The following is a 21,163-nucleotide window of genomic DNA, read 5'->3' as shown; positions in this document are numbered from 1 at the left end:
TTGGTTTTCTCCAATCTCAGCTTTTATCCCACTTGCGGTAACAGCGGGCGGTAATGAAATAGGGGTGAAACACCTCCAAAAAACAGCTTTGCAGCACCTGAAAGAATTGCTCTACCTTTTGCGGGTCGTCCAGGTGAAAAGGAAACTCGCCGTTAAACCCCTTGAAAAAGTACCAGTTGATCAAAAGCTTACCTGACGGCTTGAGCCAGTCGTAAAACTGCCGCAACTGCGCTGCCGGATCCGCCAGATGTTCCACCACATCGAAGCAGATGACCGTGTCAAAAAAGATCTCTTCTGGGAAGTTTTCTGGACAGTGGATGCGCTCGGTTAAGCCCAGCTTTTCCGCCCGCCATTGCACAAACTGCCGATGGATGGGGTTGATATCCCAGAAGATCACCTGATCCACCGCTGCGCAGAGGGCCGCCCCGATAGCATGGGTGCCGATGCCGCCGCCAAAATCCAACACCAACCCGCGGGCATGATCCGCCACCAGGCGTAAGGTATCGCCGATGTAGTCGGTGCTGCTCAGGTGCCAAGCCGCCAAATCCAGCAGATAGGCGGATCTCACCTGATCCCGATAAAACGCATCTGCCCGATCCCAGCCAAAGTCTCGCCGCCCCAACTCCGCCAATTGCTGCTGCCCTGCCCGCAGTTTCTCCCGCAGATCGGCAGCCCCAAGGCCCAGGAAGGATCCCAGATGGGCTTCTAGGTCAAAGGCATTTTGCCAGTAGCCGCTCAGAGCAGGTGGGATGGGGGGCACAGGAGGATTCAGAAGACTGGTTGGGTTGGCTTAGGCAACAGTGAAATCCTCTTCCTCTGGCTGAGCCAGGTTTTCCGGGTTCGGCTCCGTGTCTTTATTAAAATCAAAGGTGGATGGGGATGTAGAGCTAGCAGCATCCAGAGGCTGCAATAACTTGGCTAGGGTTTCCGGGCTGAGTCGATCCGTTGTCTCCACAATTGCTGTTACGTTCGGCCCAAACCTTATCTTATCTAGGAGCTGAAGGCGATGGGACAAAACCCGTTTTCCGTTGACGAATAGGCCATTGGTGCTGGGCCTGGATCCCGGCCTGCCATCGAATACCATGTAGCTGTACTGCAGGGATCCCTGTGCAGTTGGCCCTGAACCTGGGATGCGGATGAGGGAAGCGTGTTTCCGAGAGACGCAGGGATCGTAAAGGCGAATATGATTGTCTTTAGACCGTCCCACTGAGTAATAGATACTATCCAGAACAACCCCCCTCTGCCCCAATCGATCCCTGAAGATCAAGACCCAGTGAACAGGGACAGGCTGAGTACTGCAGCGAGCAGAAGAGGCCATGATGAATCAAGCTGCACCTAGAGTCGCTGGTGTCAACAAAAGGGAAACTCAATGAAGGTGGGTAGTCACTTAGCTCTTAAAGGCCAAAGCAGCAGCTGCTTTCCCCATTATAAGTAGCCATCCCCCTGAGTCCAAAAGCCCAAGTTCAGCTAGGAGTAGGGGTGTTGCCGAAACAGAAACCGGCCCAGAAAACCCATTCTTATTGGTCTAAGATGCATCCAGAGTTACCCCGTTTTGGGGAAGAACCCTGAGAGCTCAACTCTCGGCAGGCTGGCGAGCAGTCTAGCATGCCCAAAGTCTTTTAGACTAGAGCGCAGGGAGGTAGGTTGCAGGTTTGGCTTGGACAGGAGATCATAGAGTTTCGTCGAAACCCAAAGCTCCCATTGACAGCGTGACGGTGGAACACAAGCACATTCAGTTAGACAGTCGGCCCGTTGGCCTGAACACAGCCACCGGTACCATCAAAGCCCAGTTGGACTTGCTACTGCTGGGGTTGGAGTCCCTGAGCGGAGAAAGTTCCGAAGCGGTTCTGGCCGCAGCCAAAGCCCTCAACTTGGAAGAGCAGATTGGCGACCGGGTGACCCTCTGGCGACTGCGCAATGCTAACCCCTTGCGCCGCAGCAGCGGTGGGCGCAAAAAGGTCGATATCGAAGAGGCCCGCGCCCTGGTGATGGTGATTGCCTATCTGGCTGCTCAGCAACAAGCCCGTATCCGCAGCACCTTGGAGCAACTGGAAGCCGCTGTCGATCAAGAGCTCAGCCCCTTCCGTCAGCCGCTGGTGGGAGATTACTTGGATGAATTCCTCTCTCACTACCGCAGCCGCATGGTGGATGGGGACGTGCGCGATGAGAATAGCCTCACCGAGCTGGCCCTGCGCATCTTGATTGAGCTGATGTTCTACAGTAGCCCGAAAGGCGCTCAGCGCCTGTGGAAAGCCTTGCTCAGCCGTCCTGAGATGGATTTGCCTGCCGGCAGCGATCTGGAAGAAGAGGGGGTAGCCCACAGCTCCGGCCCCGATACCTCACCCTCTTCTTGAGGCAGTTTTGTCAATTATCGCCTCTGTAGCCCTCTACCCGTGTTGTTCGCCCGCAGTTGCCATGCCCAGCCTCACCCTGATTAGCCACACCTATCAACAACCCACTTCTACGCTGACTGTACGGGGAGAAGCCCCTGCCGATTCCAATTCTTCAGACTCCTCTGCAACGCCGCCGCTGCAAGCCATCCAGCGCAGCTTCGAGTGTCAGTTGGAAATCCGCCAGGGGGAGACAGTCAAAACTTTACACGGCGATAACGTTTGGCTCAACGATTTGATCACCGTAATCGACCGCTACGTGGGATCCCACTTGAGTGGGGAACCCAAGGGAACCTTCAGCGGTACCGTTGCCATCCGTCCGCTTGATTTTATTTTTCATCGTCTCACGGTGCGCCAAGGGGAAGATCGCATCGCGCAGGTGGATTTGTCGATGACGCAGTTGTACGACCTGCTGGAGAACCTCTCCCAGGTGGCGGATGACATTCCCCAACTGGCCAATCTGGGAACTCCGGTGACGCGGGCTTGGTATCGACAGCCCACTGGGATCGCGGCCCTGCTGGTGGGAGGGATCGCAGTTGTGGCCGGTGTTGGGATCTGGGCCAGTCGCCCCCCTAGGGATCCCACAGCTTCCCCTTCCCCGCAAGAGCAGCTCACCATCCCTGCCTTGACGGGTCAATCGCAGCCTTTGGCCACATCCCTCCAAGAATCTGACCCAACAGCGGGAAGAGAGGCAGCAGGGGCGGATCCCCTTTCCCGTCTGCGAGACATTTTGGCAGAGCAGTGGCAGTCTCCCCCCGATTGGCCAGAGAGCTTGGTCTACCGGGTAACGGTGGATAGGACGGGATCCCCCCTGGCCGCCGAGCCGGAGGATGCGCTGGCCCGGGAGCGCCGAGCCGAAACCCCCTTTGCCAACCTGCCCGATCTGACACCGGATCCCTTGCCAACAGGCGCACAACAGTTCCGCGTCAGCCTAGAGCCGGGCAACCAGGTGGAAGTAACCCAGAACAGGTAGGCATCCCGACAGGCCAAGCTGGGGTGGGTCAGCACTATAGTCTACCTAGGGATGTTATCGATAGTCACTTCAGGTTAGGGTGAGACCCGTGGGCCACTGAGAACAGCTCTCTGGCCCCCTGCGTTCAACGTTTTAGGTGTTGGGTGCATTGTCCCAGTTTGAATCGAAATAACCCTACTTTCAGGGCCAGGGGATTAGAGGAAGCGATCTGACCCTGGAGGATTAAGCCGGAAAGAGAGAGACCATCCAGTTCAGACAGCCAAGGCTGCCGCCAATGCCGAGGCGCAAAGGCTCTACTGATCGCATCTGAAGGGTTTAATCGGCTTCAGACAGCTAGGGCAATGAGGACAAGAGGATAAAGTGGAAGAGTTCCCTCTATATCGGATCGCTGCCACTCTATGACCGCAACCATCGAAGTGCCTAAGCGAGGCTTACCTGTCACCATCATCACAGGTTTTTTGGGCAGTGGGAAAACCACCCTTCTCAACCACATCCTCAACAACCAGAAAGGGATGCGCACAGCGGTGCTGGTCAACGAGTTCGGCGAGATCAGCATCGATGCGGAGCTGATCGTCTCCAGCGAAGAAGACTTGGTGGAGCTGAACAACGGCTGCATCTGCTGCACCATCCGGGACGACATCGCCGAAAGCGTGTTGCGGTTGATGGAACGTTCCGACAAGATCGACTACCTGGTGGTGGAGACTACGGGATTGGCCGATCCCTTGCCGGTGGCCCTCACCTTTTTGGGGCCAGAATTGCGAGATCTGACGCGGCTAGACTCGATTATCACCCTGGTAGATGCCACCAACTTTGCCCCCGATCTGTTCAACAGCGACGTGGCCTATAGCCAAATTGCCTATGGAGATGTGATTCTCCTCAACAAAATCGATTTGGTCGAGGAAGCCGAGATCGAGCGTCTGGAAAAACGCATCCGCGAGATCAAAGAAGATGCCCGCATTTTGCGCACCGTCAACAGCGCAGTTCCCCTGGAGCTAATCTTGGATACCGATTTGTTTCAGGCCAGTTCCTTGCCCCAAGAAGAAGCCCATGATCACGACAGTCACGACCACCATGACCATGAGCACGATCATGACCACCACCACTCCCATCACAGCCACATCGAGGCTGACGGCTTTAACTCCCTAGCCTTTGAGAGCGATCAGCCCTTCTCTTTGGATGCTTTCCAAAATTTTCTCAACGAGTTGCCCGATGCAGTCTTTCGTGCCAAAGGGGTGTTGTGGTTCGAGGAAAGCCCAGAGCGACATATCTTTCACCTCAGCGGTCGGCGCTATACCCTCAGCAGCGATGAGTGGCCTCGCCAGCCCAAAAACCAGTTGGTGCTCATCGGTCAGCGGCTCGATACAGCCCGGTTGCGGGAAAAACTCCAGGCCTGTATTGCCCGTCCGGCCACGCGGGGTCGAGGGTTTGGTCGCTGAATCAGGACTTGGCGGCAGTCCAGGCTAAAGAAAGTCGGGCTACATTCCAGCACCCTCGATCATAAACCCCTGAGGTGATGGCGCACCCTCCATGTCCGACATCTTCGTGATGATCCGCAACCAGGCCAACAACGCGCTCACCTCCATCGATGGGATCCCTTTTCTCAGTTTCCTGGAGCGAGAGGGGCAGTTGATTGCAGAAGAAACCATTGAGTTGATCTATGCGGACGCTGGATTTGATGACCTGCCAATTGGAGAATACACTGTGGGGGTACGGCATGAACGGGTGGAACCCCCGAAAGCCACCTGCCCGGTAAGCATTACCTCTGAGGACGAGGTTGTTTTGGTAACATTTGTTTACCTTGAGCCCGAGCGGGTTCTGCTGACTATTCACGTCTCTGTGGAGAAGAGGTTGTAGCTATGACTGTCAAGGTCATCCCATCGCGCTCGATCAAAGCCTTTCGCTATCGGGTGTTCTGTTTGGGACAGGATCTCTGGAATGCCCGGGATCCGATTAGCCGTGCCAACCTTGCTCTGCAACTGGCGGATGCCGCTACGACTTTGGCCCGAATGGAAGTCCAAGCCGCTCAGCCCTTCAGCTCAAGCCCTTCCTATTCCCTGCCGGAAGCTGGCCATAGGTAGCCATCGATCCAGCCGGGAATCGAGGCCAGACGCAAGGGATCCCGCCTACTCCCACTCGATGGTGCCAGGGGGCTTGGAGGTGATGTCGTAAACCACGCGGTTGATGCCGGGCACCTCGTTGACGATGCGGTTGGAAATGGTGGCCAAGAGGTCGTAGGGAACTCGCGCCCAATCGGCGGTCATACCGTCTTCGCTGGTAACCAGCCGCACCACCACCGGGCAGGCATAGGTGCGCTTATCCCCCATCACCCCCACCGACCGCACCTCTGGCAGCAGCACGGCAAAGGCTTGCCAAAGTTTGGGATAGTAGCCGGAGCGGTTGATCTCCTGCCGCACGATCATGTCCGCTTCTCGCAGGGTTTCCAGCCGTTCTTTGGTAACCTCGCCTACAATGCGGATGGCCAGCCCCGGCCCCGGAAAAGGATGGCGGCCCACAATCTCTTCCGGCAGACCCAAAGAGCGGGCCAGTTGCCGCACCTCGTCTTTGAAGAGCTTGCGCAAAGGCTCTACCAGCTTAAAGCGCAGATTTTCGGGCAGGCCGCCGACATTGTGATGGCTTTTGATCTTGACGGCAATGCGTTCTCCAGTAACCGGATCCACATGGGTATTGGCAGACTCGATCACGTCTGGGTAGAGAGTGCCTTGGGCTAAGTACTCAAAAGGACCCAGCCGCTGGGATTCTTCCTCAAACACGCGAATAAACTCTGCCCCAATTCGTTTGCGTTTTTCTTCGGGATCGGTAACCCCCTGCAACTGCCGGAGAAACCGCTCCTGGCCATCCACGTAGTGGACGGGAATGTGAAATTGCTCTTGGAAAAGGCGCAGCAGCCGCTGGGGCTCTTCCTTGCGCATAAACCCTTGGTCGATGAACACGCAGGTGAGCTGGTCGCCGATGGCCTTGTGCAGCAGAAAAGCCAAAGTAGAGCTGTCTACCCCCCCCGAGAGGGCCAACAGCACCTTCTTATTGCCCACACGGGCACGTACCTCTCGAATGGCTTCCTCCAGAAAAGCTGCCGTTGTCCAGGTGGGCTCGCAACCGCAGATGTGATAGACAAAGTTGCGGATGAGAAAGGCGCCAGCCTCTGAGTGGGCCACCTCCGGATGAAATTGCACCCCGTAGAGACGACGCCTTGGATCGGCAATGGCGGCACAGGGGGTGTTGTCGGTAGAGGCCAAGGTGTGAAAGCCCGGCGGCAGTTCGGTAACCGAATCCCCGTGGCTCATCCACATGATGCTGTTTTCCGGCAGGTTGGTGAGCAGGTCGGTGGGATCCAAAATGTGCAGAGCGGCACGGCCATATTCCCCCTTCTGGGCTGCTTCCACCTTGCCCCCCAACTGCTGCACCATGAGTTGCATGCCGTAGCACACCCCCAGAACCGGGATCCCCAGGTTCCAAATCTCGGGGTCACACACCGGAGCGCCTGGCTCATACACCGAGTTGGGGCCCCCGGAGAGGATGATGCCCTGCGGTTGCAGTTGCCGCAGTTGCTCAGCAGTGGTGCGATAGGAAAGGATTTCCGAATAGACGTGGGTTTCGCGAATGCGGCGGGCAATGAGCTCAGAGTACTGGGATCCAAAATCGAGAATGACGATCATCTGGCGCTGCACTTCGAGGGGGGAAAGGCCGGAACTGGGAGGAGATGCAGAAGGGATCACAAAACCTGGCACAGTGCACAATAAAAAAGCCGGTCCAAGAGACTAGCTTGGCTATGGATACGATGGATACGAAAGAAACATTAAGGGCTCTTCCATGGTAACAGGGGTGGAGAGCTTGCACGCGGCTGCCTGCTCTAAAAAGCCTCTGTCAGGCTTGCCGAGAAAACAGCGCTTCTCGGAGGAGTCTCGCCGAAAAACCGCCTGATGAGCCCCTGAAAAAGCTGGCCACCGGCTGGGCATGACTCCCGCCAACAACGCAATACAGAAGCCAGATGACCTAGCAAAGTTAAGACTTATGATCGTGAAGGAGCGCTCCAGGCCGGTGGGGGTATTGGTAGGGATCCGCAGTGCCATTTTTTTATGTCGATTGTTGCCGAGTCCTTTCAAACCTATCTGCGCCGCCGCCGTCGTCTTCTAGCCCGCCGTCTCAAGCGACAGCAGGGCTGGGTCGTGGTTTTGGCTCTGCTGGCTTTGTACTTGCTCAGTTGGGATGCGCTGGGCGAAGAGGGGTCACTATCGCACCTGTGGAGGGGACAACCCCTGTGGCTGGTGGTGATCCCGCTGTTGGGGGGAGGGCTGTACAGCTTGGGCGCCGGGGTGATCTGGATGCTGCGCCAGCGCTGGTCTGCCCAGCTGTTGGCCGAGATGATCAGCTTGCCCCATTTGACTTTGGCTGCCCTGATCTGGCTGGGGTTAGCCGTTTGGGGAGAGCACCTTTCGCCTTTCCTGTTGCGACAAAAAAACCAATTGTTGGCGGGCCTGTTGATCAGTTGGCTGTTGGCCCAGGGGTGGAGTTTTTTCCAGACAGGTTGGGTAGTAGAGGCTGGGCAACTGTGGGCCGACTATCTGCAGGAGCTGCGCGGTTCTGTATTACAGCCCTGCTACCAGCGCCTGGAAACCTGTCGTCTTTCGCTCCATCTTTACCACGCCATTTGGCAAGACCTGCAACTGGAAGAACTGGAGGCCCAGCACCTGATTCAACTGTTGTCTGAGTCGTTGCTGCCGCTGACCCTGCCGCTCAAGATCTATGCTCAGCGGGTTCACCATTGCTGTCAGCAGTTGGCAGCCCTGCTGGCGCAAATGCAGGAGCGGGTAGAGCGGTTGGAGCAGGTGCTTTTGAATGTAGAGCTGGAGTTGGCCTCTCATCAGTTGCTTCAGGCTCAGCCGCAGCCGATTAACTTGCTGGCGGAAGATTGGGCCAGCTGTCAGGAGCTGGATTTGCAGGAGTTGGTTTGCTTAAACCAAGAGCTGCTGGGCACCGACCGTTCTTTGCAGGGCTTGACCCAAGAGCTGAAAGGCTGGGCCGACAGAGCCATCCCCGCTGGATTGAAACTGGGATCCCTGGGATGAAGAAGGCTGACGCTTCTTCCTCTGAGCCCCCACAGCTCAAGACGCTGTGGGAAAGCTGGCTGGCGGAGCTGGGTTGGCAGCCTTCTGAACAGCAGCAGCAACAACTGCAACAGCTCTATCCGCTGGTGATGGCCGGAAACCGAACCCAGAACCTGACCCGCATCACCGATCCCATCGACTTTTGGGAGAAACACCTGTGGGATTCGCTGCGGGGCCTACGCCTGCTGGGATCCTGGGAGGCAATCCAAGCTCAGCCCTGGCGGGGGATCGACATCGGCACCGGGGCAGGGTTTCCAGGGATCCCGGCCCAAATTGCCCTGCCCCAAACCCGCTTTACCCTGCTGGACAGCACCCAACGCAAGATTGCCTTTGTACAGGACACCTTGCAAAGGCTCTCCCTCACCCAAGCGCGGGCAGTGGCTCAGCGGGCCGAAATTTGGGGGCAAGACCCGCAGGAACGGGGCAGCTATGATATTGCTCTGGCCAGGGCCCTGGCCTCGGCGGAGACCTGCGCCGAGTATTGCCTGCCTCTGCTCAAGGTGGGGGGACGCGCCATCCTCTATCGCGGCCATTGGACCGAGGCAGAAGCCCAAACTTTGGAGCAGGCCCTTGAGCTCCTGGGCGGAAAACTGATCCATGTAGAAGCCTTCACCACACCCCGCAGCCGTGGGGTGCGCCACTGCCTATTGCTGGAGAAAGTGGCCCCCACGCCGCCTCCTTATCCCCGCTCTCCCGGCACTCCCAAACGCCAACCGTTGGGCCAAAGCAATCGCCCATGAAGGTTAGGATACTGAGTTTCCATCTTGCTACAAAAGTTCTCCCAATTCTCGGACAAAAAGCTGCAAGGATAGCTTTGCAAATGCCATTGGGAAGACTTAAGATGTGGTTGGCATGAGGTTCGGATTGAGCGAATGGTTTAACCAGGTGAGCCTCCGAACTGAACGCTAAAGGGTAAGGTTCGGAGTTTGCTACACCATGACCATTTTTGTGGGTAACTTGTCCTTCAAGGCCAGCGAAGAAGACCTGCGGCTTGTGTTTGCCGAATACGGCACCGTTAAGCAAATTAAGCTGCCAGTGGATCGGGAGACTGGCCGTAAACGGGGCTTTGCCTTTGTGGAGCTGGAAAACGAAGCTGATGAGCAAAAAGCCATCGACGAGCTGGATGGCGCTACTTGGATGGGCCGGGATTTGAGGGTCAACAAGGCGTTGCCTCGGCAGGCCGGTGCAGGCGGCAGTCGGGATGGCCGCTCTTCCCGCTTCTGAGTTGACTACCTACCGCTTTCTACCCCCTCTCAGATGAGGTTCGAACCAGGGATCCCGACCTGCGATCCCTGGTTTCTAGCGCGTTCCTGAGAACACTCTGCCCAGAAAGGCCAGGCTAAACCAGGCGGAGGCCACCAGGACGATGGCCGGGCCGGAGGCCACATTGAGGTAGTAGCTGGCGTACATCCCCAGCAGGCTGGCGCTCACCCCAAATAGGGATCCCAACAGCATCACCTGGTGCAATCGAGGCACCACCAGATAGGCGGTTGCCGCTGGCGTGATCAGCATGGCCAACACTAAGAGCACGCCCACTGCCTTCATGCTGGCCACCAACGTCAGGGAAGTGAGCACCATCAGCCCCCACCCCAGCCGCTCGGTGGGCAGGCCGGCTGCTTTGGCCCCCAAGGGATCGAAGCTGTAAAAGGTCAATTCCTTGAAGAAGAGGGCCACTAACCCCAACACCAAAAGGGTGATGCCCACCACTGTCAGCACATCGACAGCATTCACCCCCAGGAGGTTGCCGAAGAGGAAGTGGTTGAGATCGATGCGAGCCCGCCGTTGGATCAAAGTGATCAACAGGATCCCCAAGGCAAAAAAGGCCGAAAAGACGATCCCCATGGCTGCATCCGGCTTGAGGGGGCTGGCGGAGCGGATCCATTGGATCAACAGGGCGCTGAGGAGACCGGCCACAAAGGCTCCCACAAACAGGTTGAGGCCCAGCATGTAGGCAATGGCCAGGCCCGGCAGCAGCGAATGGCTGATGGCATCCCCCAGGAGGGCCAAGCTTTGCACCAGCAGATAGCTGCCCACCACGGCACAGAGAATGCCGACGGCCACCGCCACCAGCAGAGCCCGTTGCATGAAGGCAAAACTCAAGGGATCCGCCAGGCTGTGCCAGAGCCATTCCATAACGTTGTTGACCTCAAACTCTCCCTAGGCAGCTGAGTCCAGCAGCAGGGCTCGGCCATAGGCCCGCTGCAACACCGCTGGCTGCAACACCTCCCGCGGGGATCCCTGGGCAATTAAGACACGGTTGAGGAGGAGCACTTCGTCGAAGTAGGCCCGGGCCTGCCCCAAATCGTGGTGCACCACCATCACGATGTGGCCGGCATCTGCCAGCTCCCGCAACACCTGGAACAAAATAGCTTCGCTGGGCTGGTCGATCCCGGCAAAGGGTTCGTCAAGGGCGTAGATCTCCGCTTCTTGCGCCAAGGCCCGCGCCAGGAACACCCGCTGCTGTTGTCCCCCCGACAGCTTTCCAATGGGGCGATCCCGGTAGGCCCCCATCCCCACCCGCTCCAGGGCTTGAGCAGCCCGCTGCTGCCCCTTTTTCCCGATGCGGCGAAACCAGCCAGCAGCTCTCACCTGCCCCATCAACACCACATCCCACACCGTGGCGGGAAACGACCAGTCGATGGCCGAGCGCTGGGGTACATAGGCCACTTGCTCTCCCCACAGCGCTTGCCCACCGTAGCGCACTTCCCCCCGTTCCAGCGGCACCAACCCCAGCAGCGCTCTGAGAAACGTACTTTTGCCGGCTCCGTTGGGCCCAAGGATGCCCGTGAGGCGGCCCGGCGCGATTTCAGCTTGGATCCCTTGCAGCACCTGCAGGCTGCCGTAACGCACCGTCAGATCCCGCACCACCAGGGATCCCCTGGCCGGACCAAGAGGGAGAGGAGGAAGTTGCTTTTTCATTTTGTTTTCATTTTCGGTAAGTCCAGTGTACCCTAAAGGGACATCTAAACCATGAAACGATGATCAAAAGTCTTGTCTTCCTTTGGGGGCGGCGCCGTTGGGTAGCAGCCTTCGGCTTGGCAATAGGACTCTGTCTCGCTGACGGGAACGGCAGTTTTCTGGCCTTGGCCGGTTCGGGATGGGCGCGTCCCCGCGTTGTGGCTACCACTACGTTGATCGCCGATTGGGTAGAGCAGGTGGGCCAAGATCGCATCCAGCTCACCAGCCTGCTGCAGCCGGGGATGGATCCCCACATCTACGAGCCGGCACCGGCGGATGGGATGGCCCTAGAGCGGGCAGACTTGGTGTTTTACAACGGCTACAACCTGGAGCCGGGGTTGATGCGCCTCATCGAGGCCACAGCCCAACAGGCGCGGCGGGTTGCCTTGGCCGAGATCCTCGATCCCATCGTCACCAATGAGGAGGATGGGATCCCCACTCCCGACCCCCACGTGTGGGGCAATGTGGAAAACGTCATCCTCATGGTGGAGCGCATTGCCCAAGAGCTAGCAGAATTGGCCCCTGGCGAGGCGACTTTTTTTCGGGCCAACGCTGCCGCCTATCAAGCGGAGCTGGCAGAACTGCACGCCTGGATTGACCGGCACATTCAAACTATTCCCGCTCCCAACCGGGTTCTGGTGACCACCCACGATGCCTTTGCCTACTACACCCAAGCCTACGGTCTAAAAATGGGGGGATCCCTTCTGGGGATCAGCACCGAAGAACAGCCCAGCGCCCAGACTGTGGCCCGGTTGGTGGCCGAGATCCGCGCTCTACAGGTGCCGGCTGTCTTTGCCGAGACCACCCTCAACCCGGCCCTGATCCAAACGGTGGCCGCTGAAGCGGGAGTCAAGGTAGCGGAACAGGAGCTGTACTCCGATTCTTTGGGGGAAGCAGGCAGCGGTGCTGAAACCTACATCGCCATGATGCGCCACAACACCTGCACGATTGTGGTAGCCCTGGGCGGATCCCCTGAATGCTCTTGAGAAGCTGAGTCGAGGCAGGAGGTCTGAGTTTTGTATGATAGGGGCTCAGACCCTTGTTCTCTCACCTCTTCCATGCCTGCTGCCATCCATCGCCCGGCCCGCACCCTCTACTGTGGCGAAGTCCGCCCGGCCCACATTGGCCAGACCGTCACCCTCTACGGCTGGATCGACCGCCGCCGCGACCACGGGGGGGTGATCTTTCTGGATTTGCGGGATCGCTCTGGCATTGTGCAACTGGTGGCGGATCCGCAGAAAACTCCGCAGTCATATCCACTGGCGGGGGAAGTGCGCAACGAATATGTGGTGCGGGTAACGGGAACTGTCCAGCAACGGCCCCCCGACTCCTTCAACCCTCGCCTGGCCACCGGCGAGGTCGAGATCTACGCCGAACAGTTGGAAGTGCTCAGTCCAGTCGGCAAGCAGCTCCCCTTCAGCGTCTCGGGAGAAGAAGCAGAGGAAGTGCGAGAAGAGATCCGCCTGCGCTATCGCTACCTGGATTTGCGGCGGGAGCGCATGTCCCGTAACCTGCAACTGCGCCACCGGGTCATCCAGGCCATCCGCCGTTTCCTAGAAGACGAGGAGGGCTTTGTCGAGGTGGAGACTCCCATTCTCACCCGCTCCACCCCAGAAGGGGCCAGAGACTACCTGGTGCCCAGCCGCGTCAACCCCGGCGAGTGGTTTGCCCTGCCGCAGTCGCCCCAGCTCTTTAAGCAGCTGCTGATGGTGGCTGGCGTGGATCGCTACTACCAGATCGCCCGCTGCTTTCGGGATGAGGATCTGCGGGCGGATCGGCAGCCGGAGTTCACCCAGTTGGACATGGAGATGAGCTTCATGGATCAAGAAGGGATCCTGGAGCTCAACGAGCGACTGATCTGCCATATCTTCAAAACTGTCAAAGGGATCCACCTGCCCCGTCCCTTCCCGCGCCTGACCTATGCCGAGGCCATGGCCCGCTACGGCTCCGACAAGCCTGACACCCGCTTTGGGATGGAGTTGGTGGATGTTTCGGAGGTGTTTCAGGGATCCCGATTCAAAGTCTTCGCCAAAGTGCTGGCTGAGGGCGGTTTGATCAAAATCCTGCCAGTGCCCGGCGGCGATGAAAAGATCTCCAACACCCGCATCAAACCAGGCGGGGATCTGTTCAAGCTGGTCACCCAGTATGGGGCGGGCGGCTTGGCCTTTATCCGGGTGCGGCCCGACAGCCTCGATACCATCGGCGCCCTGAAAGAGAGCTTGAGCCCCGACCAGGAGAAGCGGTTGCTGGATCTCACCCAGGCCAAGCCAGGGGATCTGTTGCTGTTTGGAGCAGGGCCGGCGGCGGTGGTGAACGAATCTTTGGGACGGCTGCGGCTGCACCTGGGCCAGGAGCTGGGTTTGATCCCAGAGAACGCCTTGAATCTCCTCTGGATCACCGACTTTCCCATGTTTGAGTTCAACACCGAAGAAAATCGCCTGGAAGCCCTGCACCACCCCTTTACCGCCCCCCACCCCGACGACTTGGCCGACCTGAAAACGGCGCGGGCCCAGGCTTATGACCTGGTGTGGAACGGCGTGGAAGTAGGAGGGGGATCCCTGCGGATTTACCAGCGGGAAATTCAGGAGCAGGTTTTTCAAGCGATTGGCCTCACCCCCGAACAGGCGCGGGACAAGTTTGGCTTTTTGTTGGAAGCCTTTGAGTATGGCACCCCGCCCCACGGCGGCATTGCCTACGGCCTGGATCGGCTGGTGATGTTGCTGGCCGGGGAAGATTCCATCCGGGATGTCATCGCCTTTCCCAAAACCCAGCAGGCGCGATGTTTGCTCACCGGCGCTCCTTCCAGCGTTGAGGCGAAGCAGCTCAAGGAACTGCACGTGGCTTCCACCTATCAGCCCGGTTGAGGGAGGTATCTTCCAACGACCACGGGTGCTCGATGATTTCGGCACGGGTAACAGGGCTGCGGAGATCCAGCAGACAATATTCCTTTTCAACCAAAAGGACTTTCATTGTGGAAGCCGGGCCTTTTTAACGGGAGTTCAGGAGTGCCTGGGATCCCTTCTCCCAGCCCCAGCTCCCACCTGTGGGAGGATAGAAAGGAATACACCCCTACTTTTTTTGCCATGCTACAGCTGACGGGAAAGAAAGCCTTGGTAACCGGCATTGCCAACGAGCGCTCCATTGCCTGGGGCATTGCTCAGCAACTGCACAAAGCGGGGGCCAGCCTAGGGGTTACCTATCTGCCGGACGAGCGGGATCGCTTCAAAACCAAAGTTCAGCAACTCACGGATCCCTTGCAGCCAGATTTTCTCCTCCCCTGCGACGTGCAAAGCGATCAGCAGATCAGCGATCTGTTTCAGGGGGTAACCGAAAAATGGGGTCAGGTCGATATTCTGGTTCACTGCCTGGCCTATGTCAAAAAAGAGGAGCTGAGCGGCAACTTCAGCGATATCTCGCGGGAGGGGTTTGCCCTGGCCATGGATGTGAGCACCTACTCCCTGATTGCCCTCTGCCGGGCTGCCAAGCCCCTACTGAGATCCGGCAGCAGTGTCCTCACCTTGACCTACTTGGGAGGAGTGCGAGTGGTGCCCAACTACAACATGGCTGCCGTCACCAAAGCGGGCCTGGAAACCTGTGTCCGCTACCTGGCTGCCGAGCTGGGCCCTGCCGGGATCCGGGTGAACGCCATTTCTGCCGGCCCAATCCGCACCTTGGCCTCATCGGCCATTTCCGATTTTCATGCCATGCTGCATGCTGTGGAGGAGAAAGCTCCCCTACGGCGCAATGTCACTCAAATAGAGGTGGGCAATGTGGCGGCTTTTCTGGCCAGCGACCTGGCCAGCGGCATTACCGGCCAGGTGATCTACGTGGATAGTGGGTATAGCATCCTGGGTTTTTAAGCGCTTTGGGATCCCTTGGGGATGGCTCCGGCATGAATCGCTTCTCACCCTTGCAGCGGTTGCTGCTCACCTGGATCTTGATCGTCATCAGCGGCTGGCTGGCCATACAGGTGGGTCGGCTGTTTGGGCATTTGCTCACCACCATCCTGACAGCGGCGGTGCTGGCCTTTTTGCTCAACTACCCGGTGCAGGTGCTGCGGCGCTATCGGGTCAGTCGAGGTTTGGCGGTCACCCTGGTCTTTGCTCTCTCGGTGGTGCTGCTGGTCTTGGTGGGGATCGCCGTGGTGCCGGTCTTGGCCAAGCAAGTGGTGCAGCTGGGGGCGCGGATCCCAGAGTGGGTGGACACCTTACAAAATTGGCTCGACCAGATTAGCCTTTGGGCCGCCGAGCGCAACATCAACCTTGGCCAGACGGAGCTGGTCAATACCCTTCTCAACCGCCTGCAGGCCAGCGCCGAGAAAATTGCCGGCCAATCCCTGGATCTCCTTCTGGGTACGTTCAACCAGGTGATCGACTTGGTGCTGGTGCTGGTGTTGGCCCTCTACATGCTGCTCTACGGGGGCCAGTTCTGGCAGGGGTTGCTCAGCCTCTTCCCCAAACCTTGGGGGCCGCGCATTGGCGAAGCCCTAGCCCTCAGCTTTCAGAACTTCCTCATCAGCCAGTTGGTGTTGGGGTTCATCATGGCCCTGATGCTGGTGCCGGTTTTTGGGTTTTTGCGGGTACCTTTCGGGCTCCTGTTTGGCCTGCTGATCGGCCTGCTGGAGGTCATCCCCCTGGTGGGGGGGGTGATTGGCATTGGGGCGGCGGCGGTGTTGCTGGCCTTTCAGGACATTTGGCTCAGCCTTAAAGTGGTGCTGGTTTCCCTGATCGTGCAGCAGGTGAAGGATCGGGTCATCGCCCCCCGCCTGATGGGAGAGCTGATCGGGCTAAATCCAGTGTGGATCTTGATTGCCCTGTTGGTGGGGGCGCAACTGGGGGGCATCCTGGGCGTGATCGTCGCCATTCCCCTCAGCAGTGTGGTGAAAAGCCTTTACGAGATCGCCCGCTCTGCCGACCTGGCCGCCGAAGATGGGTTGGGTTCCGGTGTAAAAGGATCCCCGCAAGGGCTCCGTCCGAGTAGCGCCAACGGCGAACCCCGCCGGGATCCTACCCTGCCCAAGCCGGAGACCCAGCAGATCTAGCTGCTCCAAAAGGGAAGAGGCTCTGCCCATGCGATTCAGGCGATCGCGTTAACCGGCAGGCAAACAGAGGCTTAATCCTGGTAAGCCCAGTTGCTGGGCTATCGATGGCCACCCTTGTCCTCAGGGAGAGGGGCTGGGGGTGAGGGCCTCATCCTAGCGAATCTTGCCCTCGATAAAAGGCACCTCCAGCACTTTTTCGTGGTGGATAGGGCCGTGGCCGAAGTAGCCTCCCTCCCCAAACAGTTCGCCGTGATCGGCTGTAACCGTGATGTAGGTGTTTTTGGGAACCAGGTCGAACAGCTGTTCAAAGATCCCATCCAGGTAGCGCACCGCCTGGATCTGTCGCTGCCGTAGCTCTTCCAACTGGGCCGAATCGAAAAAGGGGATCCCGTCCTCTTCTCCTTCATCCAGCCGCTTCAACACCCCATTCACCCCCGAGATGCGGGGCCACAAGCTGGGATCCTCATCGGGCAGCGCGTAGGGATAGTGAGTTTCGCCCACGTTTAACAGGTAAAAGCTGGGGCGATCCGGCTCGAAGCGCAACTGTTCCACCATGGCCGCCATATCGTTGTGCTGGGGCATGAGGCGGTAGGAATCGAAATCCCGATTCAGCAGCGTGCTGGGGTTGAGCACCGGCATGGAGACCATGGCGTGGGTGGTGTAGCCCAGTTGATGCTTCAGCAGCGTCGGCAAATAGAGATGAGGCAGCAGATGCTTGAACTCAATGGGTTGCCGGGTGCCGAGCCGCTCGTTGTAGCGCAGATAATCTTGCTTGTAGTGCTCGGACGCAAAAACGTGGATGGGGCTGGTGTGGGGCAGCAGGCCCATGAGCAGGTTGTAATGGGCAGGGGCCGTCCAGGAAGCGTAGCTCCAGCGCTTTTCCAGAGGGCCCAACTTCAGCAAGTGCTTGGGGTTGGCCGCCAGCAGGCTGTCGAAGCGGCAACTGTCTAGGACGATGAGCAGATAGTTGTTCTGTCCCCGCGGTTCAGGGCGGGGGTCGGGCTCAGACGCAGGAGCGGCAGACGATTTCCACCAGTTTAGGAATCCCATCCTTCCTCCTCCTCGTCGGCGTAGGGCCGCTGGACAATCCGCCAGTTGGGAGCTGCTGCCGCATCGTCGTCCTCAGGAGCGGGATCGCGAATGCGTTCCGGCGGGATATTGGAATAGGAATAGCGGCCTGCTTGGGGATCCGGCTCGTACTCCGGCAGATCTTGGGGCAAATAGTGGTCGGGGGGAATCAGCTGGGCTTCCAAAAAGCGAACTCGGTCGCTCAACTGAGTTAACTTACGGATTGCCTGTCGCTGGAACACCCGGTCGTGCAATCGCCAGGAGCCTACATACAAAAATCCCAGCCCCATCCCTGCCCCATAAGAGGCCAATAGCACCAACGATAGAGGAAGCGGGGATCCCGATTGCCCACCCACCACAACCCTTGCCGGGGATCCCCAGTTTTGGATGAGGAGAACGAGCAGGCTCAAGATCCACAAGCCCAGGAGTATGAAGCGAAGGTTTCTGATCGCGTTAGCGGGACGAAATTCTTGCATGGCCTCAACCCTACCCTTTATTAGGCTACCATTCTTCCCTTTCTCCACTGGCCTGGCAGCAAAGACGCTGGAAGCTCAAGCGGAGTTGTTCTCAACAGCCATTAGCCCTCTCCCTAAGGCGCGCTTCAGGGAGACCCCGGGGCGGAAAAAGTCGTTTCTAGCCGCCTGTATCTCTCCTCCAGGAGAAGGACTTGGACTGTTGAAGCTCGCTGCAGGAGCAGGTTTGCGGGTATGGGCGGTACAAGATTCGAACTTGTGACCCCTTCCGTGTGAAGGAAGTGCGCTACCACTGTGCTAACCGCCCGTAGATACCACTCTAGCAGCTATCGACTAGAGCAGGATCTCTATATTACCACGTCAGCGATTGAGCCAGAGGATTCGGATCGGCATGGGAGATGGCTAGAGATAGCCGGGATCCGGCCTGAGGGCTACAGTAAGGGTCAGGGAGCTGTGGGGTGCTATGGCCTACTCACCGACCGAAGAGGCAATTGCTCTGCTCATTGATTTGGCAGAACGAGGCGAGATCGATCCCTGGGATGTGCAGGTCATCGAGGTTATCGATCGCTTTCTGGCCCGTATGGCTCCCACCAGCAGCAGCCATGACCTGTCTGAGTCGGGACAAGCCCTGCTCCACGCTGCCATGTTGGTCTATCTTAAGGCGATGGCTTTGGCAGAACCAGAAGCAGAAGAAAGTGAGCCCAGCCCGGTGGAGGTAGAAGTGGATCCCTGGCCAAGCTGGTCTTTGGCGCACTTGGATCGCGTGTTGCAACCCAGGGCAGCACCCCGTCTTCAACGTACCCGGCCCATCACCCTCAAAGAACTCATCGCCCACCTGCAAGAGCTGGAAACCCTGCTGGAACACCAGCCCGAAGCTGCCCCAAAGCCGCTGGCCCAACGGATTTCTCGCCAGCAAGCGCTGTCGGCCATCACTCAGCTAGCCCACCCGGAAAACCTTTTGGAAACCACCGCCGAGCTAGAATCTCTGCTGGCTCAGCTTTGGCAGCAGGGTCTGACCCAGATCAGCTTTGTCGATCTCCAGCAACACTTTTGCCAAAAAAGCTATCAAAACGGCAGCAGCGGGACCATTCACCCCATTCAAGTCTTCTGGTCATTGCTGCTAATGGCTGCCCGCTCTCAGGTGGAGCTGTGCCAAGAGGAGTTCTACGGCCCACTGACCATCCGACCCTGCACAAGTAAACTACCCGGCTCCGACCGCTAAGCGGTACGGAGCGGGCTTTCAGTAGCCCTGAGCCTGCTCTGCTCTACCAGAGAACAAAACAAGCCCGTTCGCGAAGCGAGCCGTAGGCTTAACCTCTAGGCTGGTTTACGGCAGCCCCCAAGAGCGCAATTACGTTTGCACCATTCAAGTCCGCATCTCCTTCCCATCCACAGTGCCCACACTTGAACGACTTGCCACTGCGATAGGATTGCGCAGGGTCGGGATGGATGTGCAAACACCGGTGACAGGTCTGCGACGTGTAGGCAGGCGGCACAAGAACCAGAGAAACCCCTGCAACTCTCGCCTTGTATTCCAGAAACTGGCGTAGCTGGTAGAACGCCCAACTGTTGGCCCTGCGCCTTTCGGTTTTGCTGCGGGGTTGTTGATTGACTCTTTCCCGGATCCCTGTCAGGTCTTCCAGAGCGATAGCGCTGTTGGTAGCTTTTGCCCTGGAGACAATAGCTTTGGAGATGCGATGATTGACCCACGTTTTTGCTACGCAACGCTGACGCGACTGAAAGCGTCTCTCCTTGCCAGACAGCCGTTGCAGCAGTTGACGGCATCTGCGCCGCGAACTGCGTGTGCCCTTACTGGCTTTGCGTTGGAGTGCCGCCCTCAACCGGGAGTAGTGGTCTCGGACTTTGTTCAACTGCTGTCCATTCCAATTGTCCCCGTCTGATGTATGAGCAATATCCGTCCTTCCCAAATCCACGCCCAGCACTCTATCCGTGCCTTGCGGTGGGCACGGTTCCGTTTCCACACAGATTTGAATGGAGTAGGAGCCGTCTTTACGCTTGACCAGAGTGGCGGATTTGGGATTGGAGCCCGCCAGCCGTTCTCTCTGGTAGCGGCCAATCGCCAGCTCAAAGTGCTCCCGACCCTCCACCGTGGTCAGCGACACCGTCCAGTCTTTCTCGCGAAACGAAAAGATACGGGCATCGTAGGTCGCAAAGCCTCTCTTGAACGCTTTGACCGGACGGTTTTTCTGTCGGGCAACTTTACGGGCGCCGGCCAGCCGTCTGCATATCTGTTGAGCCAAGTTACTGGACAAGCCGAACCGGGCACGGATTTCGCGGTAGCACAGAGACTGGAGCTTAACGGCGTTGGCGACTTTCTCCGGCGTGTTCTGGTTGACCCAGTTCAAGGCTTGGCCAAAAGCCTCCAAAGTCGCGTCCAATTTGGCGGCCTGCGACTGGGACACCTTGAGCTTGCAGGAGACGGTCAGGACTTGGGTCATGGTTCTATTGTGACTTCCGCATTCCTCCCGGCACTGACCCTACGGGTACAGTGCGGGGCTCCTGCGATTTCTAGCTGAGGATGTCAAGCGCTCTTCTGCGCCGCTCTGGCAAACGGAGAACTCAATCCGTGCCTTCAGCATCGTGCCGGGCACGATCCGCCCGTTTGAGATCTTCCCCACTGGAGCGCACCGGCAGCTCGGCAGGAGCCTCCCGATCCAGGTAGTAATCCTCCACGAGGCGCTCGCTGCTGGGATGATCTTCTCCTTCGGTAGGCAACAGTGGCGGATGCAGCAATTCAGCCGGAGGGCAGTCTTCTGAGGTGAGCAAATCTGACGTGCTGAGCATCCCCTTGGGAATGGTGGAAAGGCGCTGAGCAACAGCTCCAATGCTTTCCAGGCGAATCATCTCCTCCCAGGAGCAGATCTCCTCCTCATCTTCTGTCTCGTAGCGAACTAGGATGGTGTCCCCTTCGATATCGAGGATCTTGGCCCGTTCCAGCCAGCGTCCCTGATCCCGCAGATAGATCCACACATCCTTGCCTTCGCGGCTGAGTTGATAGATCCTACGATGAAGCACGGTCCCCTCCTGAAGTGAAAGATCCGAGTGAGTTGTGGGGGCTACCCAGCTCATCCCTCCATCTTAGCGGCTGGACACCGAGGCTGTATGCCTTTCCCGAG

21 protein-coding genes, 1 tRNA gene and 1 pseudogene are annotated in these 21,163 nt (G+C 58.2%); 13 read left to right on the top strand and 10 right to left on the bottom strand.

The window, feature by feature from the left end; translation table 11 throughout:
* Nucleotides 1-16: 16 nt before the first annotated feature.
* Together ACVWZG_RS01820 and ACVWZG_RS01815 are read right to left on the bottom strand one after the other, a co-directional pair.
* A complete protein-coding gene (locus ACVWZG_RS01820) occupies nucleotides 17-760 on the bottom strand; it encodes a class I SAM-dependent methyltransferase (protein WP_011432803.1) in 744 nt (247 codons plus the stop codon).
* Between the two features lie 30 nt (nucleotides 761-790).
* Nucleotides 791-1,207 carry an FHA domain-containing protein gene (locus ACVWZG_RS01815; RefSeq protein WP_457405406.1) on the bottom strand — a complete coding sequence of 139 codons (417 nt, stop codon included), beginning with the start codon at nucleotides 1,205-1,207 and terminating at the stop codon, nucleotides 791-793.
* A gap of 502 nt (nucleotides 1,208-1,709) precedes the next feature.
* Here ACVWZG_RS01815 and ACVWZG_RS01810 point away from each other — a divergent pair.
* The 5 genes from ACVWZG_RS01810 to ACVWZG_RS01790 all read left to right on the top strand — a co-directional run bounded on the left by ACVWZG_RS01810 (nucleotide 1,710) and on the right by ACVWZG_RS01790 (nucleotide 5,441).
* On the top strand, nucleotides 1,710-2,354 hold the full coding sequence (locus ACVWZG_RS01810) for a DUF3038 domain-containing protein (protein WP_414341745.1): 645 nt from the start codon (nucleotides 1,710-1,712) through the stop codon (nucleotides 2,352-2,354).
* Between the two features lie 61 nt (nucleotides 2,355-2,415).
* Nucleotides 2,416-3,363 (top strand): DUF4335 domain-containing protein, encoded by a 948-nt coding sequence (locus ACVWZG_RS01805; RefSeq protein ID WP_457415165.1) that lies wholly within the window; start codon nucleotides 2,416-2,418, stop codon nucleotides 3,361-3,363.
* A gap of 398 nt (nucleotides 3,364-3,761) precedes the next feature.
* Nucleotides 3,762-4,799, top strand: coding sequence for a CobW family GTP-binding protein (locus tag ACVWZG_RS01800; RefSeq protein ID WP_457405402.1), 1,038 nt, complete (start codon nucleotides 3,762-3,764; stop codon nucleotides 4,797-4,799).
* 91 nt (nucleotides 4,800-4,890) lie between these two features.
* Complete coding sequence (locus ACVWZG_RS01795; protein WP_414329244.1) at nucleotides 4,891-5,217, top strand: hypothetical protein; 327 nt, start codon at nucleotides 4,891-4,893, stop codon at nucleotides 5,215-5,217.
* Nucleotides 5,218-5,219: 2 nt separating this feature from the next.
* On the top strand, nucleotides 5,220-5,441 hold the full coding sequence (locus ACVWZG_RS01790) for a hypothetical protein (protein WP_011432797.1): 222 nt from the start codon (nucleotides 5,220-5,222) through the stop codon (nucleotides 5,439-5,441).
* Between the two features lie 45 nt (nucleotides 5,442-5,486).
* Here ACVWZG_RS01790 and guaA read toward each other — a convergent pair whose 3' ends face one another.
* On the bottom strand, nucleotides 5,487-7,037 hold the full coding sequence (gene guaA / locus ACVWZG_RS01785) for a glutamine-hydrolyzing GMP synthase (RefSeq protein ID WP_457387995.1): 1,551 nt from the start codon (nucleotides 7,035-7,037) through the stop codon (nucleotides 5,487-5,489).
* 420 nt (nucleotides 7,038-7,457) lie between these two features.
* Here guaA and ACVWZG_RS01780 point away from each other — a divergent pair, with 420 nt between their 5' ends.
* The 3 genes from ACVWZG_RS01780 (at nucleotide 7,458) to ACVWZG_RS01770 (ending at nucleotide 9,710) form a co-directional block, all read left to right on the top strand.
* Nucleotides 7,458-8,447, top strand: a complete 990-nt coding sequence (locus ACVWZG_RS01780; RefSeq protein WP_457405401.1) for a hypothetical protein — start codon at nucleotides 7,458-7,460, stop codon at nucleotides 8,445-8,447.
* Nucleotides 8,444-9,226 (top strand): 16S rRNA (guanine(527)-N(7))-methyltransferase RsmG, encoded by a 783-nt coding sequence (gene rsmG / locus ACVWZG_RS01775; protein ID WP_414341738.1) that lies wholly within the window; start codon nucleotides 8,444-8,446, stop codon nucleotides 9,224-9,226. Before ACVWZG_RS01780 ends, rsmG begins: the two co-directional genes overlap by 4 nt.
* A gap of 196 nt (nucleotides 9,227-9,422) precedes the next feature.
* Nucleotides 9,423-9,710 carry an RNA recognition motif domain-containing protein gene (locus ACVWZG_RS01770; protein WP_414329140.1) on the top strand — a complete coding sequence of 96 codons (288 nt, stop codon included), beginning with the start codon at nucleotides 9,423-9,425 and terminating at the stop codon, nucleotides 9,708-9,710.
* 75 nt (nucleotides 9,711-9,785) lie between these two features.
* On the opposite strand, the gene ACVWZG_RS01765 is transcribed toward ACVWZG_RS01770, so the two are convergent.
* Both ACVWZG_RS01765 and ACVWZG_RS01760 read right to left on the bottom strand, forming a co-directional pair.
* The gene (locus ACVWZG_RS01765) at nucleotides 9,786-10,619 is read right to left on the bottom strand and encodes a metal ABC transporter permease (RefSeq protein WP_011432792.1); all 834 of its coding nucleotides are present in this window, start codon (nucleotides 10,617-10,619) and stop codon (nucleotides 9,786-9,788) included.
* Between the two features lie 24 nt (nucleotides 10,620-10,643).
* A complete protein-coding gene (locus ACVWZG_RS01760; protein WP_414329141.1) occupies nucleotides 10,644-11,405 on the bottom strand; it encodes a metal ABC transporter ATP-binding protein in 762 nt (253 codons plus the stop codon).
* A 59-nt stretch (nucleotides 11,406-11,464) separates the two neighbouring features.
* Here ACVWZG_RS01760 and ACVWZG_RS01755 point away from each other — a divergent pair, with 59 nt between their 5' ends.
* The 4 genes from ACVWZG_RS01755 (at nucleotide 11,465) to ACVWZG_RS01740 (ending at nucleotide 16,485) form a co-directional block, all read left to right on the top strand.
* Nucleotides 11,465-12,430 carry a metal ABC transporter solute-binding protein, Zn/Mn family gene (locus ACVWZG_RS01755; RefSeq protein ID WP_457405397.1) on the top strand — a complete coding sequence of 322 codons (966 nt, stop codon included), beginning with the start codon at nucleotides 11,465-11,467 and terminating at the stop codon, nucleotides 12,428-12,430.
* A 72-nt stretch (nucleotides 12,431-12,502) separates the two neighbouring features.
* Entirely contained in the window at nucleotides 12,503-14,308 is a 1,806-nt protein-coding gene (gene aspS, locus ACVWZG_RS01750; RefSeq protein ID WP_457405395.1) for an aspartate--tRNA ligase, read from the top strand.
* Nucleotides 14,309-14,527: 219 nt separating this feature from the next.
* A complete protein-coding gene (fabI, locus tag ACVWZG_RS01745; RefSeq protein WP_011432788.1) occupies nucleotides 14,528-15,304 on the top strand; it encodes an enoyl-ACP reductase FabI in 777 nt (258 codons plus the stop codon).
* Between the two features lie 32 nt (nucleotides 15,305-15,336).
* Nucleotides 15,337-16,485: an AI-2E family transporter gene (locus ACVWZG_RS01740; RefSeq protein ID WP_414341734.1), complete on the top strand. Its 1,149-nt coding sequence runs from the start codon at nucleotides 15,337-15,339 to the stop codon at nucleotides 16,483-16,485.
* Between the two features lie 153 nt (nucleotides 16,486-16,638).
* Here ACVWZG_RS01740 and ACVWZG_RS01735 read toward each other — a convergent pair whose 3' ends face one another.
* From ACVWZG_RS01735 to ACVWZG_RS01725, 3 genes are all read right to left on the bottom strand, one after another.
* The gene (locus ACVWZG_RS01735) at nucleotides 16,639-17,535 is read right to left on the bottom strand and encodes a sulfatase-like hydrolase/transferase (protein WP_011432786.1); all 897 of its coding nucleotides are present in this window, start codon (nucleotides 17,533-17,535) and stop codon (nucleotides 16,639-16,641) included.
* Nucleotides 17,523-17,963: a hypothetical protein gene (locus ACVWZG_RS01730; protein WP_238376922.1), complete on the bottom strand. Its 441-nt coding sequence runs from the start codon at nucleotides 17,961-17,963 to the stop codon at nucleotides 17,523-17,525. Before ACVWZG_RS01730 ends, ACVWZG_RS01735 begins: the two co-directional genes overlap by 13 nt.
* Before the next feature lie 298 nt (nucleotides 17,964-18,261).
* Nucleotides 18,262-18,333 (bottom strand) — tRNA-Val (locus ACVWZG_RS01725).
* A 156-nt stretch (nucleotides 18,334-18,489) separates the two neighbouring features.
* On the opposite strand from ACVWZG_RS01725, the gene ACVWZG_RS01720 reads away from it, so the two are divergent.
* Entirely contained in the window at nucleotides 18,490-19,248 is a 759-nt protein-coding gene (locus tag ACVWZG_RS01720) for a segregation/condensation protein A (protein ID WP_457392234.1), read from the top strand.
* On the opposite strand, the pseudogene ACVWZG_RS01715 reads toward ACVWZG_RS01720, so the two are convergent.
* Nucleotides 19,245-20,485, bottom strand: a pseudogene (locus ACVWZG_RS01715) (RNA-guided endonuclease InsQ/TnpB family protein). The gene ACVWZG_RS01720 and the pseudogene ACVWZG_RS01715 sit on opposite strands and share 4 nt — an antisense overlap.
* Nucleotides 20,486-20,606: 121 nt before the next feature.
* Nucleotides 20,607-21,062 (bottom strand): DUF6679 family protein, encoded by a 456-nt coding sequence (locus tag ACVWZG_RS01710; RefSeq protein WP_011432782.1) that lies wholly within the window; start codon nucleotides 21,060-21,062, stop codon nucleotides 20,607-20,609.
* Between the last annotated feature and the right edge of the window lie 101 nt (nucleotides 21,063-21,163).

Source organism: Thermostichus sp. OS-CIW-33, assembly GCF_054059615.1.
Note: the sequence above shows the minus strand (reverse complement) of the source record. Positions and strands in the feature narration are given on the sequence as shown.